Origin of the sequence: Roseateles aquae, from assembly GCF_032337115.1 — a bacterium.
GTDB lineage: Bacteria > Pseudomonadota > Gammaproteobacteria > Burkholderiales > Burkholderiaceae_C > Roseateles_C > Roseateles_C aquae.
Genome location: NZ_JAVXZY010000007.1, coordinates 197240 through 213821, shown reverse-complemented (window position 1 = coordinate 213821; position 16582 = coordinate 197240). Strand labels below are relative to the sequence as shown.

Annotated in this window: 10 protein-coding genes; 7 read left to right on the top strand and 3 right to left on the bottom strand. The window is 66.0% G+C overall.

The genetic code is table 11. The annotated features are described in order from the left end of the window. Positions 1-9 precede the first annotated feature (9 nt). The 4 genes from RQP53_RS17305 to RQP53_RS17290 all read left to right on the top strand — a co-directional run bounded on the left by RQP53_RS17305 (position 10) and on the right by RQP53_RS17290 (position 6841). Positions 10-2049, top strand: a complete 2040-nt coding sequence (locus RQP53_RS17305; RefSeq protein WP_315651927.1) for a S8 family serine peptidase — start codon at positions 10-12, stop codon at positions 2047-2049. 117 nt (positions 2050-2166) lie between these two features. Further along, positions 2167-3375 (top strand): efflux RND transporter periplasmic adaptor subunit, encoded by a 1209-nt coding sequence (locus RQP53_RS17300; protein ID WP_315651926.1) that lies wholly within the window; start codon positions 2167-2169, stop codon positions 3373-3375. 6 nt (positions 3376-3381) lie between these two features. Beyond that, positions 3382-5412 (top strand): ATP-binding cassette domain-containing protein, encoded by a 2031-nt coding sequence (locus tag RQP53_RS17295; protein WP_315651925.1) that lies wholly within the window; start codon positions 3382-3384, stop codon positions 5410-5412. A 7-nt stretch (positions 5413-5419) separates the two neighbouring features. Continuing rightward, positions 5420-6841, top strand: a complete 1422-nt coding sequence (locus RQP53_RS17290) for a TolC family protein (protein ID WP_315651924.1) — start codon at positions 5420-5422, stop codon at positions 6839-6841. A 15-nt stretch (positions 6842-6856) separates the two neighbouring features. On the opposite strand, the gene RQP53_RS17285 is transcribed toward RQP53_RS17290, so the two are convergent. Continuing rightward, entirely contained in the window at positions 6857-7933 is a 1077-nt protein-coding gene (locus tag RQP53_RS17285; RefSeq protein WP_315651923.1) for a helix-turn-helix domain-containing protein, read from the bottom strand. Continuing rightward, positions 7930-8856 carry a diguanylate cyclase domain-containing protein gene (locus RQP53_RS17280; RefSeq protein ID WP_315651922.1) on the bottom strand — a complete coding sequence of 309 codons (927 nt, stop codon included), beginning with the start codon at positions 8854-8856 and terminating at the stop codon, positions 7930-7932. The genes RQP53_RS17285 and RQP53_RS17280 overlap by 4 nt, the downstream gene beginning before the upstream one ends. A gap of 186 nt (positions 8857-9042) precedes the next feature. Here RQP53_RS17280 and RQP53_RS17275 point away from each other — a divergent pair, with 186 nt between their 5' ends. Both RQP53_RS17275 and RQP53_RS17270 read left to right on the top strand, forming a co-directional pair. Then, complete coding sequence (locus RQP53_RS17275; protein ID WP_315651921.1) at positions 9043-11577, top strand: TonB-dependent receptor; 2535 nt, start codon at positions 9043-9045, stop codon at positions 11575-11577. Beyond that, entirely contained in the window at positions 11577-13172 is a 1596-nt protein-coding gene (locus tag RQP53_RS17270) for a histidine-type phosphatase (RefSeq protein WP_315651920.1), read from the top strand. Before RQP53_RS17275 ends, RQP53_RS17270 begins: the two co-directional genes overlap by 1 nt. 41 nt (positions 13173-13213) lie before the next feature. On the opposite strand, the gene RQP53_RS17265 is transcribed toward RQP53_RS17270, so the two are convergent. Further along, the gene (locus RQP53_RS17265) at positions 13214-14014 is read right to left on the bottom strand and encodes an exodeoxyribonuclease III (RefSeq protein WP_315651919.1); all 801 of its coding nucleotides are present in this window, start codon (positions 14012-14014) and stop codon (positions 13214-13216) included. A gap of 241 nt (positions 14015-14255) precedes the next feature. Here RQP53_RS17265 and RQP53_RS17260 point away from each other — a divergent pair, with 241 nt between their 5' ends. Next, complete coding sequence (locus tag RQP53_RS17260) at positions 14256-16544, top strand: TonB-dependent receptor (RefSeq protein WP_315651918.1); 2289 nt, start codon at positions 14256-14258, stop codon at positions 16542-16544. Positions 16545-16582 lie beyond the last annotated feature (38 nt).

Here is a 16582-nt window from a genome sequence, read left to right as displayed (position 1 = left end):
GAGCAGGCCATGTATCAGCAGTGGGGGCGCGCTTTGCAAGCGCCGACTGGACCGAAAGACGGCAAAGGAACTTCGGCGCTGAACCTTAAGGCGCTACCGGACCTGTACGCCCGCTGGGCCGAACTGAGCGGCTGGCGTAGCTTCGTCCGTGAAGAACGGGATCGCGATTGGCTGCAAGGAGAAGCAAGGGTGCGGATTCTGGCCAAGGCGCCAGATATGGCAACACTGGACAAGGCGCTGGCCAGCCATACGCTGCTGCAGATTGCGCCCGCGTACCACCAGAAGATTCCAGGCGGTCAAAAACGCAGTCTCTTCTTTACCGCGACTTTGGCGCGTAAGGACCTACCTCGATTGAGCAAAGAGCTGAACTTGCGATGGGAACTTGCCGTGCCGCTTCGAGATGCCCGATCGGTTGCCGAGGGCAGTGCTCATGGCTACTTTGCCCAAAGTGTTGACCAGGCTGCGTTCAGCAAGCCAACGGTTTTCGAATGGGCGGCCAGCAAGGCGAAACGGCATGCTGCCACGCCAAAGTTGGGCGATACCATCGCGGTGATTGACTTCGGCTGCCCATTCCTCAACAGTGCCTATCGCGATAGCCGACCGGGACGAACCGGTACGCGCATCAAGGCCTTGTGGGATCAGGGGTCCAACTCGCCAACAGCGCCCAAGCCTGGCAGTGTGTGGGCAGCGGTGCACGCATTCGAGCATGGGCGGCAACTCGACTCGGCAAGCCTCAGTGCAATGTACGAGCGACTGCACAGTGGTTTGGGAGTCACTTGTACCGATGAGCAGCGAGCCTATCGCGGACTGGATTACCTGATCGCCTATGACGATCCACGGCGTCGCGTCTGGTACGCAACGCACGGCTCTCATGTGCTGGAAACCGCTGGTGGAACCATCGATCCATTGACGGGGGCACCGGACAGCGGGGCCAGTAACGCCGATCTGCTTTTCGTGCAATTGCCTGCCCTGACAGCCGCCGACAGCTCTGGGGGCTCGTTGTCAGCACATCTTCTGGATGGCGTGCGCTATGCAATGGACAGGTGCGAAAAGGACTCCAGACTTGTTGTCAACATCAGCTACGGCACTTTTGCAGGGCCGCATGACGGCAGCTCCCTCATCGAACAAGCCTTTGATGAACTGCTTGAAGCGAGAGATAAGAACTTTGCAATTGTCCTGGGTGCCGGCAACGCGCGTGAGGCGCAATGCCACGCTAGGCGCCTTGCAAGTGCCAAGAAGCCGGCAAAGCTGAGGCTTAAGCTTTCTGAAGGGGCAACAAGCGACACTTTTCTAGAATGCTGGTACACCCCGACGCCAGCGGCCACGCTCAAGCTCAGGACTCGAACTGCCGAGGGCGATTGGAGTGATTGGGTGCGGCCCGGTGAGTGGCAGACGCTTCGCGATTCGGTTAGGGGCCAGGCGCTCGCTGCAGTGCTTCACGAAACGTCGGTCTCCAATGGTGAGCGAGCCATGGCACTGCTTGCTTTTGCGCCGACCGCAAACCCTGCTGACGACGACGGCGCTCTGCTGGAACCTGGTGTCTGGGACATCGAGCTCGCTTGTGATGTCCCGGGCTCAGAGGACGCAGGCATCGTCGTAGATGTGTGGGTTGAGCGTGATGACCCAAACTACTTGCGCAACGTCGAGCAATCACATCTGCTTGACCTGAGTCTTGACGACCACGACGATTGCCTGAGTAACTTGGCAACAGGGCGACATACTCTGGTCGCCGGAGGATTTCGCTTGAGCAGCGGCCGGGTGGCGAGTTACTCGTCCGTCGGACCTCAGCGTGACCCGCGAACTGCAGGGTTGACCTTGCTGCCCCTGGTCTACGCAGCATGTGAGCGAGATGATGAGCAGACCAGCATCGCCGCAGCCGCGGTCCGCAGTGGCGAGCGGTTTTGCATGGCTGGAACCAGCGTGGCGGCGCCCGTGCTGACACGCAGAGTGTTCAATCAGCTCAAGCGTGGCGCTGTGTCGCGCGAGGAGTGGCCGGCCGTGTTGTCGGACCTATGCCGCACTGACGAGTTTCTTCGGCCCTGCAATTGATGCCCGTCTAAAGCCGTTTGGTCCGCCAAAGCGGCAACACATCGCTTGACTGAAACCATCCGCAGCTCCGCTGCTACATTGCCCCCGCATCAACACATCTTGGGCGGGAGCGAGACAGTGCAGGACAGCGAGAACAAGAAGAAGGCCGATCACAAAGCAAGGCTAGGCAAGTGGGCCAAATCCTGGAAATTGCGCCTCGCCGTGCTGGCCCTGATCGGCGGCAGCTATGCCGCCTACAAGGCGCTGACGCCAGCGCCACCGCCGCCACCGCCGCCCACAGACGAGGTCAGCCTGGCCGATATCACGCAGACGGTGCAGGCCGCCGGGGTGCTGCAGCCGCGGCTGAAGGTTGATGTTGGCGCCCAGGTCAGCGGCCAGGTCTTGCGCCTGCATGTGCAGCTGGGCCAGCAGGTCAAGAAGGGTGAGCTGCTGGTCAGCCTGGACCCGGAGCTGGCGCGCAGCGAGGTGGCGCAGGCCGAGGCGGCCGTCGCGCAGCAGCAGGCGCAGATCGAGGTGCGCCAGGCCGATCTGAAGATTGCCCGCCGCGAAGTCGAACGCCAGCGCCGGCTGCTGGCTGGCGACGCGACGGCGGCCACCGAGGCCGAGCGGGCCGAGACCGATCTGGCCAAGCTGGACGCTGATTTGCGCGGGCAGAGTGCCAATCTGAAGCGCCTGCAGGCCGAGCTGGACAAGCGCAAGCTCTCGCTGGGCTACACCGCCATCACCGCGCCGATTGACGGCACCGTGGTCAACCTGCCGGTGCAGGAAGGCCAGACGGTGATTGCCGCGCAGATCACGCCGGTGATGGTGACGCTGGCGAATCTGGACGAGATCACCGTCCGCGCCCGCGTGCCCGAGGCCGATATCGCGCAGATCCAGGTCGGCCAGCAGGCCCGCTTCGTGACGCTGGCCGGCGAGGCACAGCGTTATGAGGGCAAGGTGCGTGTCATCCAGCCGGTGCCCGAGCGTGCCGGCAACGCCGTGTTCTACAACGTGCTGTTCGAGGTCGAGAACAAGGCGCGCAAGCTGCTGCCGGAGATGACGGTGCAGGTCAATATCGAGACCGGCCGCGCGCAGAAGGTGCTGACGATGCCGATGGTGGCGCTGGGTGAACGCGGCGACGATGGTCGCTTTGCCGTGCAGGTGGTCGACGCCAAGAACAAGCAGAACCCGCGCCAGGTGCGCACCGGCCTGCAGGACGGCGCCCGGGTGCAGGTGCTCGATGGCGTCAAGGCCGGCGAGAAGGTGCTGCTGGCGCCGCCCTCGGCGGCCGAGCAGGCGGCGTCGGCGGCGTCCGGCGCGGCCTCCAAGACGACCGAGAAGTAAGCCGCCATGGCTGCCTTGATAGAGCTGCGCGGCGTTGGCCGCCACTACCGGCTCGGTGCGATCGACGTGCCGGCGCTGGACGACATCAACCTGAGCATCCAGGCCGGCGAGTTCGTCGCCGTGATCGGCCAGTCCGGTTCGGGCAAGAGCACGCTGATGAATGTGCTGGGCTGTCTGGACAACCCGACCGTTGGCCAGTTCCTGATCGACGGGCAGGATGCCAGCCAGCTGGGCGCCGATGAGCTCGCCGGCCTGCGCCGCGAGCGCTTCGGCTTCATCTTCCAGCGCTACCACCTGCTGCCGCATATGGATGCGTGTGCCAATGCCGCGCTGCCGGCCGTCTATGCGGGTGCCAGCAGCAGCGCCCGGCGCAGCCGCGCCGAGGCCTTGCTGACCCGGCTGGGCCTGGGTGATCGCATGCATCACAAGCCCAACGAGCTGTCCGGTGGCCAGCAGCAGCGGGTGTCGATTGCGCGTTCGCTGATGAATGGCGGCCAGATCATCCTGGCCGATGAGCCGACCGGCGCGCTCGATTCGCAGAGTGGCACCGAGATGCTGGCACTGCTGCGCGAACTCAACGAGCGCGGCCACACCATCATCCTGGTGACCCACGACGCCCATGTCGCCGCTCATGCGCGGCGCATCATCGAGCTGCGCGACGGCCGGGTGCTGAAGGACAGCGGCACGCCGGCCGACCACCGTCTGCCGGGGCCGCTGGACGGCGAGACCGCCGCGCTGCCGCCTGGCAGCTGGTGGGGCCGCCAGCAGATGCAGTGGCGCGAGGCGCTGCAATCGGCGCTGCAGTCGCTCAAGGGCAACCGGCTGCGCACGGCGCTGTCGATGCTGGGCATCAGCATCGGCATCGCCGCGGTGGTGTCCATCCTGGCACTGACCGACGCGGCGCGCGGCAGCATCGAGAAAGACGTCGGCAGCTTTCTGTCCGGCCGCATCCCGGTATTCCGCGGCAATCCGAACCTGCCGCCCGGTACGCAGGCGCAACCCTTCAGGCCCAATGAAATCGAGGCGGTGCGCGCACTGCCCGGCGTCAAGGCGGTGACGGTGGAGCGCGAGGCGCAGCTGACGGCACGCCACGGCGCGCGCGACGCGATGGTCAGCGTGCTCGGCGCCGAGAAGCAGACGCTGGCGGCGCGCAAGCTGAAGCTGGTCGAGGGGCGCTATTTGTCGGCGCTGGACTTCGCCGCCTCGGCCCAGGTCGCGGTGATTGACGAGAAGACCCGCAAGACTCTTTTCAAGCCCGGCGAGACGGTGCTGGGCCGCACGCTGCTGCTGGCGCCGCAGGCCATGCCCAGCGGTTCGGCCGACGGCGCTGTGCCCGGCCAGGCGCCGGCGGTGCCGGTGGGCGTGGCGCTGCCGCTGACGATTGTCGGCGTCGTGGCGCCCGATACCGGCGGCGCGGTCAGCTTCGGGTCCTGGTTCGGCCAGGTGCTGATGCCCCACACCACCTTTGGGCGCAAACTCGATGTGCGGGTCGACTCCGACCAGTTCAATGTGCTGCTGGACTTCACCGTACCGCCGGCCGAGGTGCGCAAGCAGCTGACCTACCGGCTCAAGGCCTTGCACGGCGTCGAGGACTTCGACTCCTGGAATGCCGACGAAGAGTTCCGCAAGTTTCAGCAGGTCACCGGCGCGATGGCGCTGCTGTTTGCCGGCGTCGGGGCGATCTCGCTGCTGGTTGGCGGCGTGGGCGTGATGAACATCATGCTGGTCTCGGTCAGCGAGCGCACCCGTGAGATCGGCATTCGCATGGCGGTCGGTGCGCGCCAGGCCGATGTGCGGCTGCAGTTCCTGGTCGAGGCGGTGGTGCTGTGCTGCCTGGGCGGCCTGGTCGGCGTGTTCCTCAGCTGGCTCGGTGCGCAGGGCATCAATGCCCTGCAGAAGGAGCTGAAGGTGGAGGTCAGCTGGGCGGCGCTGGGTGTGGCTTTTGCGGTGTCCAGCATCGTCGGCCTGCTGTTCGGCACGCTGCCGGCGCGGCGCGCGGCGGCACTGAGCCCGGTGGATGCCCTGGCACGTGAGTGAGGCGAAGATGAACAAGAACAATCTCGACAACAAGCAGCAAGGACGCCGCGGCATGGGTGCAGCACGACGGGGGCTCAGCCTGCTGGCCGCAGCGGCCATCATGGCCATGACCGGCTGCGCCGCCAGCAGCGGACTGACAGCGAAGCCGGCGCCCGATGTGGCGGCCCGGGCGCTGGCCCTGCCCAGCCAATGGCAGCAGTTGGACGCGGCCCAGCGTACCGAAGCCGACTGGGCCGGTGCACTCGATGCCCAACTGGCCGCGCTGCAAGCCCGTGCGCTGCAGGCCAACCGCGATATCGCGCTGGCGCTGAAACGCTGGGAGGCTGCCCAGCTGCAGCAGCGCGGTGCCGCGCTGGACCGCGGCCTGACGCCCAGCCTGAGCGGCACGGCCTCCGGCAGCCGCCTGCTCGAACAGGGGCCGTTGACGCGCAGCTACGGCGCCACCGCCAGCGTCAGCTACGAAGTCGATCTGTGGTCGCGGGTGGCCCATCAGGAAGCCGCCCAGGCGGCCGATGCCGAAGGGCAGCGCAGCGACTGGCAGGCCGCGCAGCTGCTGATACGCAACCGTGTCGCCGAGAGCTACTGGACGCTGGCCTCGCTGGCCCTGGAGCAGCCGCTGATCGAGGAGCAGCGCCGCGGCGCCGAGGCGGTGCTGGCGCTGACCCGGCTGCGGGTGAGCGAGGGCAAGCTGCTGCCGATCGAGATCGACCGCGCCGCCAGCACCTTGCAGGGCCTGGACTCGCGGCTGGCGCAGGCCCAGCGCGAACGGGTGCAGCAGCAGCTGAACCTCGGCCTGCTGCTGGACGACACGGCGCCGCAGCTGCCCGCCCTGCCCACCCTGCCTGAGGCGGCGCCACAGGACTGGCAACCCGGCGCGCCGGCCGAGGTGCTGGAGCGCCGCCCCGATGTGCGCCGTGCCCGCAGCCAGGTCGACAGCGCACTGGCCCGCTGGCGAGCCAGCGAGGCGGCGCGTTATCCCAGCCTCAGCCTGAGTGCCAGCATCGGCACCGGCGGCGCGCAGTGGCGCGACTGGCTGGACAAGCCGCTGGCCACGCTGGCCTCGACCTTGGTCGTGCCCATGGTCGACTGGCGCCGCCTCGATCTGCAGCAGGCCCAGGCCGGCAATCAGCTGGACAGCGCCGCGCTGCAGCTGCGCGACACCGTGCACAAGGCGCTGGTTGAGATCGAGCAGCTGGCGGCCGAACGGCGTGAACTGCGCGCGCAAGGCGCGGCCAATGCGGCGCGGCTGAACGAGGCCCAGCAAGCCGAGCGCCAGGCCCAGCTGCGCTACGAGGTCGGCGCCATCGCCCGCGCCGACTGGCTGCAGGCCCGCAACGCCCGGCTGGCCGCCGAACAGGAGGCGATTCAGCTGCGCCTGCGCCAATGGCTGAATCAGGCGGCGCTGCACCGGGCGCTGGCCAGTGGCTGAGGTGCTGGCCGCGATTCAGATGCCCAGCATGGAGGGGGAACTGCTGATGGCGCCCGGCGTCAGGCCCGTCCAGCGCTTGAACGAGCGACGGAAGTTGCTGGTGTCGTGAAAGCCCAGCGCCGTGGCCACGGTCTCATTGCTATGGCCGTCCAGCGCCAGCAGGAACAACGCCAGATGGGCACGCACGGTGTCCAATTCAGCTTGGTAGTGCGTGCCCTGTTGAGCCAGGTGACGCTTCAGCGTCGCAGCGCTGACGCCGAACTGCGCCGCTGATTCGTCCAGGGTCGGCAGGGCCGGCGCCCGGGCCATCATGCTGTCATACAAGGCGGCCCGCAAGCCGCGCTGCAGCGCGGGCGGATCGGCCTGGGCGGCCAGCGCCGCCGCGGCGATACCCGCCGGCTGCCGGCCTGGCCAGGGGCGCCGGGCAGGGCCGAGGGCCAGGCGCATGCCATCGATATGGCAATTGAACTGAAGGCGTGGCCCCAGATAGGCCGCGTGCTGCGACAGATCGGCCGGCTGCGTGCGGTTGAAGCTGTAGCGCCAGGGCAGTGCTTCTGTGCCCAGCCATTGCGCCATCGCGGTGACGGCGCTCATCTGCATGTCGACCAGATGATTGCGCTGAGCGGTAGGCAGCCCACAAGCCTCGGTCCAGTAGAGCAGCAGCTCGTCCTCATGGATCAGCAGCCGCGGCGTCAGCAGCGGGCTCAGCCTCGCTGAGAAACGGCAGAGCAGGCGCAGCGCCTGCAGGAGGTCGGGCGCGCCTTGCAGGGCATGGCTGGCCAGGCCGTAATGCCCCGGCAGGGCCAGCTGGCCAAGCACAAAGGCGCTGTCGCGCGCGGCGTGCTGCAAGGGGTCGAGCAGGGCCAGCAGCTGGCGCGGGCTCAAGGCCTGACCCCGCCGAGCGCCGGCATGGGCCAGCCAGTGATCGATATCGAGCTCGCGGTTGCGGGCGTAGTCTTCCAACAGCGCAGGCTGATGGGACCAGGGGATGAAGGCACTGTCGAGCTGGTAAGGCCGCGCGACGATGTGCTCGCCCAGCCCCTGGCTCAGGGCCTGAGCGATGCGCTCCTGCAGTGCCGCGGCGGCAGTCATGGCCGCAGCCGCTCCAGCAACTGCAACAGCAGCGCCTCGGGCGGCAGCGCCTCGTCGCAGCCCGCCTGGGCGGCCAGCACGGGCAGCTTGTAGCGCGCCTGTCCATCGGCGCTCGCGTGGGCGAAGGCAGCGAGGGCCTGACGCAGGTCGCTGGCCAGTTCGGCGCCCAGGGCGGAGTCGCAGTCCGGCAGCAGGATCACGAAGCGATCGCTGCCGTAGCGGCAGAGCAGGTCGTCGGGGCGAAGATTGAGCAGCAGCAACTGACCGGCCGCCTGCAGCATGCGCTCGGCCTCGGCCAGGCCGTGGCGACGCGCGAGCTGTTCAAAACCCTGCCAGCCCAGCATCAGCAACTGGCCGCGGCGGCCGCGTTGCCGCTCCAGCGTGATCTGGGCGGCCATATAGCTGGCGCCGGCAAGCTGGGTGACGCCGTCCAGGCTGCGGTGCTCGCGGAACAGCCGTTCGCGGCGCCGCCACTGCTCGTTCAGGGTGCGCTGTTCCTGGCGCCAGCCTTGTAGCCCCCAGGTCAGCAGCAAGACGCCGAGCAGGCCGAGGCCTGACTCGAGAAAGTGGCACCAGTGAGGGGCCTTCGGCAGCCTCCAGAATTCGTCCAGCACGTCGACCCAGCCGCCGAGCAACATCGCCGCCAGGCCAAGGCAGAGCAGATCGCTGACTTGGCCGGCCGGGCGGCTGCTGCGCACCTGAATCAGCCAGATGGCGAGCATCACGGCCGTCAGCCCTTCGGACATGATGTCCAGCCAGTTCAGCGATTGGCTGGGTTTGAGTTGGCCGTGTTGGTCGACGATCCACAGCAGCAGGGCCAGGCACAGCGTGAGGGCATGGCCGAAATGCTGCAGGCCCAGCACAGGCACCTGTTCCAGCTTGAATCGCCGCCAAGGCATGGGCGGCCAAGATGCACTTCTCATGGGCGGGCGATGCTACGGCGCTTTCATGACAGCCTGTCATGGCCTCTGCCCTGTTGCGTGCGGGGGGTCGGATCGGCTCATTGGCGAGCGCAGCCTGCGCCCTTGCGCCCAACGTGAGGGGCTGTCATGGCGCTGCCTCTGCGGCTTCCTAAGGTGCGAGTCATTCTTGGCTCTTCGAACCCATCCATGTCCACGCTTACCTCACCGCAGTGTCGCCTGCGCCTGCTCAGCCTCAGCCTGTTGGCCGCCTTTGAAGTGCAGGCCCAGACGGCGACGCTGCCACCGGGCCAGCAGCTCGACGCTGTAGTCGTGACCGGCCAGAGCGCCAGTCTGCGCAAGGCGATCAAGGCGCAGGCCGCGGCCGATAACGTGGTCAGCGTCGTCAGCGCCGACGATATCGGCAGCCTGCCCGACATCAACGCTTCCGAGGCGCTGGCGCGCATGCCGGGCCTGTCGGTGCAACGGGATCAGGGTGAGGGTCGCTACGTCAGCGTGCGCGGCCTGGGGCCGGATCTGAACAGCGTGACGATCAACGGTGCCTTGGTGCCGGCGCCGGAGAACGGTCGGCGCGGCGTCTCGCTGGATGTGCTGCCGGCCGGGCTGGTGCGCTCGCTGGAAGTGGCCAAGACGCTGACGCCGGAGATGGACGCCAACTCGCTGGGCGGCAGCATCGAGGTCAAGACCTTGTCGGCCTTTGATCTGCCGGATCGACTGCTCAGTGCCACCGTCGGTGCCAGCCACGACACGCTGCTCGGCAAGAGCAGCCCCTTCGCCTCGGCGCTGTGGGCTGACCGTCTCGCCGGCGGCACCCTCGGCATTGCCGTGGGCCTGAGCGGCGAGCGACGCAAGTTCGCCTCGGACGATGTCGAGAGCGGCGGCGCCTGGACGGCCAACGGGCGCATGAGCGGCGTGGAACTGCGCGACTACCTGCCGGTGCGGGATCGCCAGGCGTTGGGGCTTAACCTGGATCTGCGGCCGAACGACAGGCGGGCGTTCTATCTGCGCGGCTTTGTCAGCCATTTCAGCGATGACGAGGTGCGCGACCGGCTGACCATCGGCACGATCACCGGCGGCTCGGCCGCGGAGGGGCAGACCTTCACCGGCCGCGTCGAACGCCGCCTGCGCGATCGCAAGTACACACGGATGATCAGCTCGTTGGTGCTGGGCGGCGAGCAGACGCTGGAGAACTGGAAGATCAGCGCTGCGCTGGGGCACAGCAAGGCCGATGAGGACCAACCCAATGCGCTCAACGACGTCCAGTTCCGCCAGAACAATATGGCCGGGCTGAGCTTTACCGACAGCACGCGGCCGCAGATCAACGGGCCCGCCGGTCTCTACGATACGAGCGCCTACAAGCTCAATGCCATCACCTTTCAGGAGCGCTTCAGCCGTGATCAGGAGAAGCATGCCAAGCTGGACGTCAGCAGCAAGCACAGCTTCGGCGAGGCCGAGACCTTGTTCAAGGTCGGCGCCAAGCTGAGCCGCCGCAGCAAGAGCAATGACACCGACCAATGGGCCTTCAGCAGTGCCACGGCGAGCAGCCCGAACTACTGGGGTGCCGGGCCGATGGCGATGAGCAGCTTCCTGCTTGGCAGCGAACTGGACTTTCCACAACGCATCGGCCTCGGCATTGATCCGGCCCTGGTGCGCGCCCGTGTGCAGGGCCTGGATCGCCGCGCTGCGACCAACGTTGCCGCGTCGACGATCAATGACTGGACGATGAACGAGAACATCGACTCGCTCTATGCTCAGGCCAGCACCAACTGGGGCAACTGGACCGTGCTGGCCGGCCTGCGCCGCGAACGGACCGCGTTTGATGCGGCCGGCAGCCAGATTGCCGTCAATGGCAGCGTGACACCGCGCAAGGCCGGCCGCAGCTATGCCAACACCCTGCCCAATCTGCAGGCACGCTACGACATCGATAACCAGACCAGTGTGCGTGCCGCGCTGACCCAGGCGGTGGTGCGCGCCAACTTCAGCCAGCTGGCGCCCGGCGTGACGCTGGCCAGCCCGACCGAGGCCAGCATCGGCAACCCGGACCTGAAGCCGCTGCGGGCGCACAACGTCGATCTCGGCGTCGAGCGCCTGCTCGGCAGCGACGGCAATCTTTCGCTCTATCTTTTCAACAAGGACATCAAGGACTTCAGCTACACCACCAATCTGGCTGGCTCCGCGGCCTGGGCCGGCTATACGACCGCGACCATGGCCGTCAATGGCGACAGCGCCAGTGTCAAAGGCCTGGAGCTGTCCTACAGCCAGGCGCTGCGCCAGCTGCCCGGCTGGATGGGGGGGCTGATCGTTGGCGCCAACGCGACCTTCACCGATTCGAAGTCAAAGCTGTCGCGCTTTGACAAGGCGGCGCAGGCCCTGCTGTCGCGCGAGGTCGCATTGCCGGGGCAATCGGACCGTGTCATCAACCTGATGCTGGGCTACGAAACGGGCGCCTTTAGCGGTCGCATCGCGGCGAATGCCAAATCACGCTATCTGCTGCAGACCGGTGCCGACGTGCTGGACACGAATGCAGACAACTGGGTCGATGCGCAGACGCAGCTGGATCTGTCGCTGAAATACAAGCTCACGCCGCGCTTGCAACTCAACGCCGAGGTGCTGAACCTGACACGTGAGAAGTACTACGTCTACTTGGGTAGCAAGCCCTTCAATGTTCAGAACGAGCAGTACGGGCGCAGTTTCCGTCTGTCGCTGACGGCGTCGGTGTTCTGATGGCCGCCCGTGTGCTTGAAGGCCGGTTGCGGCCCCGGCTGGCGGCGCTGCTGGCGATGCTGGCTGTGGGCGCAGCGAGCGCGGGGAATCAGCCCCCGCCCTGGCTGACGACCAAAACGCCCTACCAGCCGCAGCAGCGCATGGCGACGCTGGAACCCGTGCCGACCGACTTTTTGCCCTTGCACACCCAGCTGGTGGCCCGACACGGTGCGCGAGGCATGTCCGGCGCCAAGCAGGAGCTGGCGCTGCTGCAGCTCTGGCGCGCCGCTCGTGCCGAGGGCGCGCTGACGCCGCTGGGCCGTCGGCTAGGGCCAGACCTGGAGCGCTTGTTGCGCGTCAACGCTCGGCTGGGCGAGGGCGTCGAGGGCGTCAGGCGCCCGGGCTTTGGCAATCTCTCTCGCCTGGGAATGGCTGAGCACCAAGGCCTGGCCCGGCGCCTGCTGCAGCGCATGCCGGCCCTGTTCGACGTCAGCGACATGAAACGGCGGGGCGGGCGCATCGAGTTGCTGAGCTCGGGCGTCGACCGCGCCGAGGACAGCGCACAGGTCTTCATTCGCGCCTTGCTGGCCGATCGACCCGCGCTGGCTGCGTGGGTGCACCGGCCGGTTCTTGAGGGCTATCCCGCCAACGCGCCCAAGGCGCAGGCGGCGGGCACCAACCGCTTCCTGCTCTACTTTCACAAGCTCAACGCGGCAACCGATCTGGTGCTTGACCCGGCCGACCCCGCCTATCTGAGCTATCAGCGCAGCCAGGCCTATCAGGCCGCCGCCGATGACGCCGAGGTGGCGGCCAAGCTCGCGGCAGTTCAGGCCGACCCGGCGCTGCGCCGCACGGCGCGGCATGTGCTGGAGCGCCTCTTCAGCGCTGAGTTCGTCGCCTCGTTGGAGCAGGGCGAACGGCAGTTTCGCAACGAGGGCCTGCTGGCGGGCGCGGCGCGCGCTAAGGGTCAGCCGGCCGCGGCCATGACCCTGGGCGATGGCAGGACCGTGCTGCGCTCGGCGGTCGACGTGCTGATGGCACTCTCTGCGGCCTATGAAATTGCGCCGGGGCTGCGTCAGGAGCTGGGCGGCCATGACTTCAGAGCCTACCTTCCAGAAGACGCGGCCAAGCTGCTGGCCTGGGCCAACGATGCGGAGGACTTCTACGTCAAGGGGCCGGGCATTGCCGAGCACGGCACCGTCAACCACGCGATGGCCGGGCAGCTGATCGACGAAATGTTTGCCCAGGTGCTGAAGGCGGCGCAAGCCACCGACACGGCCGGCCGGGACCTGGCCAGCTTTCGTTTCAGCCATGCGGAGATCTTGATCCCGCTGGCCTCGGCCTTGGAGCTGCCTGGCATGCATGTGCAGCTGCCAGCCGTGCAGCTCTATCGCTACGACAACAATCCCTGGCGTGGTGAGCGGGTAGCGCCCTATAGCGCCAATCTGCAATGGGATGCCTGGCGCGAGCGGAAGACAGGCAAGATCTGGCTGCGCATGCTTCACAACGAGCGGCAGACCGCCTTCAAGCCGGCCTGCGATGCGGCCCGCCTGCGGCCCGGCAGTTTTTTCTATGAGCTGACACAGCTGCGCGCCTGCTATGGCACCGCGGGCTGATGCCATGCGCCGCCGCTGACGGCAGGCGGCGCAGCAGCGGCTCAGAGCTTGAAGTCGTAGTCCACTGTCAGCGGTGCGTGGTCGCTGAACTTCTGCTCTTTGTAGATCGCCGCGCGCTTGGCGGTGGCGGCGAGTGCCGGCGTGGCGAAGTGGTAGTCCAACCGCCAGCCGACGTTCTTGGCATAGGCCTGGCCGCGGTTGCTCCACCATGTGTAGCACTCGTCGGTGGTGTCGGGGTGCAGCTGGCGGTAGACATCGACCAGACCGCCATCCTTCTTGCCGGTGCCGAACAGCTTGTCCAGCCAGGCGCGTTCCTCGGGCAGGAAACCTGAGTTCTTCAGATTGCCCTTCCAGTTCTTCAGGTCGGCCTCCTTGTGCGCGATATTCACATCGGCCACCAGAATGAACTCGCGCTCGGCCTTGAGCTTTTGCAGATGCGGAAACATCGCGTCGAGGAAACGGTACTTGGCTTCCTGGCGCTCCGGGCCGCTGGAGCCGCTGGGGAAGTAGCAGCTGATCAGGCTGAGCTTGCGGCCGGGCTTGTCGAAACGCTTCTCGATCCAGCGCCCCTCGGCATCGAACTCGGCATTGCCGAAGCCGATCAGGATCTCGCTGGGCTCTTCCTTCGTGTAAAGCCCAACGCCCGAGTAGCCCTTCTTCTCGGCGTAGTGGAAATGCCCCTTGAGCTTGCCCGAGCTGCAGAAGGTGCCGGCCACATGTTCGTCCTGTGCCTTGACCTCTTGAACGCCCAGTGCATCTGCCTTTTGCTGCGGCAGCCAGTCGAAAAAGCCCTTGGTGGCGGCAGAGCGGATGCCGTTCAGATTGGCGGTGATGAAACGCACGACACGAACCCCGGAATTGACGATCGCGCGAGTATCGCAGCGCCCCCGGCCGCAAGTGGTCTGATGCCAATCGACAACAAAAGCCAAGGGAATTTTGTGACCGTCCAGCGCGCGACTGATTTCTGCGCGCTGGCTTGCTAGATTGGTCGCCGTTCATTGGCAAACGTTTGCTTGTGTGCAGGTGGCCGCTTCGGCCGCCGCTCACCTTTGCGCTTCATCCCCTATTACCGGAGTACCCCAGATGTCCATGACCCGTCACCCCAGCCGCGCCCATTTGGCGCTGGCCGTCACCCTGGCGCTGAGCGCCTGGCCGCTGCAGCAGGCTGTTGCGCAGGAAAAAGCTCAGGACCGGGCCGAAGGCAAGAACGAATCTGCGCGTGGCGCCAACAGCACGCAGCTGGAAACGGTGACGATCACCGCCGAGCGTCGCATCGAAAACATCAAGGACGTGCCGAATGCGGTATCGCAGATCAGCGGTGAAAAGTTGGATGTGCTGAATTCCAGCGGCCAGGACATCCGCTTCCTGTCGGGCCGCGTGCCCAGCCTGAACATCGAGTCCTCGTTCGGCCGCGCCTTCCCGCGCTTCTACATCCGCGGCCTGGGCAATACCGACTTCCGCCTGAATGCCTCACAGCCTGTCTCGCTGATCTATGACGAGGTGGTGCAGGAGAACCCGATACTGAAGGGCTTCCCGGCCTTTGACCTGACCAGCGTCGAAGTCATCGCTGGCCCTCAGGGGACGCTGTTTGGCCGCAACACGCCGGCTGGCGTGGTGAAGTTTGAATCGGTCAAGCCTTCACACAAGCGCGATGCCTACTTCAACATCTCCTACGGCAGCTTCGGCACGATGAACGCCGAGGGCGCCGCTAATCTGCCGCTCAGTGGTGATTGGTCTGCGCGGATTTCGGCCCAGGTTCAGCACCGTGATGATTGGGTCAAGAACACCCTGCCGACGGCCGTGACCAAGGAGACCGAGGGCTACAACGACCGCGCCGTCCGTTTGCAGGCGCTGTACCAACCAAGCAAGGACTTCAGCGCTTTGTTCAATGTGCACAACCGCGAGCTCAAGGGTTCGCCGCGCATGTTCCGCGGCAACGTCATCAAGCCGGGCAGTGACAACGAACTGGTCGATGGCTTCGACCCCGCGCGCGTCGCCTTTGACGGGCTCAATACGCAAACCCTGCACGCCACAGGCGCCTCGGCACGCCTGAAGTGGAGCTTGGACGGCATCAACCTGCATTCGATCACCGCGATCGAGACGGTCCAGCCCTTCAGTCGCGCCGACATCGATGGTGGTTACATCTATCACAACCCCTTCTCAGCTGATCCACGCACGCCGCCCTACGCCGGCGGCGAAGGGCATGCCACCTGGCAGATGGAGACCTCGGATGCGCTCGACAACCACCGTCAGCTGAGCCAGGAGTTGCGCGTCGAGTCCACAGGCGCAGGCCCGCTGCGTTGGCAAGGTGGCCTCTATCTGTTTGACGAGCGCTACGACATGGTCCAGGGGGACTACGCGACGCCGCCAGCACCCTCGTTTGTCGTGACCCGTCAGACCAACAAGGCCTGGGCGCTCTTTGGCTCGATCAACTATCAGCTGAGTCCGGCACTGAATGTGCGCGCCGGCCTGCGCTACACGCAGGACAAGAAGGATCTGGCCCTGCTGTCAGGCACGGTGAACAGCAGCAATGGCACCAGTGCCAGCACCGACAACAACAAGGTCAGCTGGGACTTGTCTGGCACCTATGCGCTGAGCAAGGAGACCAACCTCTATGCTCGCGTGGCGACGGGCTTCCGCGCCGCTTCGATCTACCCGGCCAGCGGCTTCGGTCCGCTGAGTCAGGCACGTCCTGAGACGGTGACCTCGGTCGAGGCCGGTGTGAAGTCCGAGTTCTGGGACCGCCGTGCGCGACTGTCGGCGACAGTGTTCGGCTACACGGTCAAGGATCAGCAATTGACGGCCGTGGGCGGCACCAGCAACTTCAATACCTTGCTCAATGCGAGCAAGGGTCAGGGGCGCGGCTTCGAGCTGAACCTGGACCTGATCCCGATGGAGAACCTGCTGCTGACCCTCGGGGCCAGCTACAACGACACGGAAATCAAGGATCGCAGCCTGGCACTGCCGCGATCGGGCAGCAACCCGCTTGTTCTGGATCCGGCAAATGGATCCGGCAACTTCAGCATCTATGGCAATGTGCTGCCCAATGCGCCGAAGTGGATTGCCAACGCGACGGCGCGCTACTCGATCCCCATGCCTTCTGGTGATGAGTTCTTCATCTACACGGACTGGGCCTATCGCTCCAAGGTCAACTACTTCCTGTACGACTCCAAGGAGTACACCGGCCGCGCCTTGCTGGAAGGGGGGCTGCGCCTGGGCTACATCTGGGGCGAAGGCAAGTACGAGGCTGCCGTTTTCGGACGCAACATCACCAACCAGATCCGCGTGACGGGGGCGATCGACTTTGACAATATGACCGGCTTCATCAACGACCCGCGCACCTATGGTGTGCAGTTCAAGGCGATGTTCTGATCGCCGCTTGATTGACTGAAGCGCCCCTTGTCTTAGGG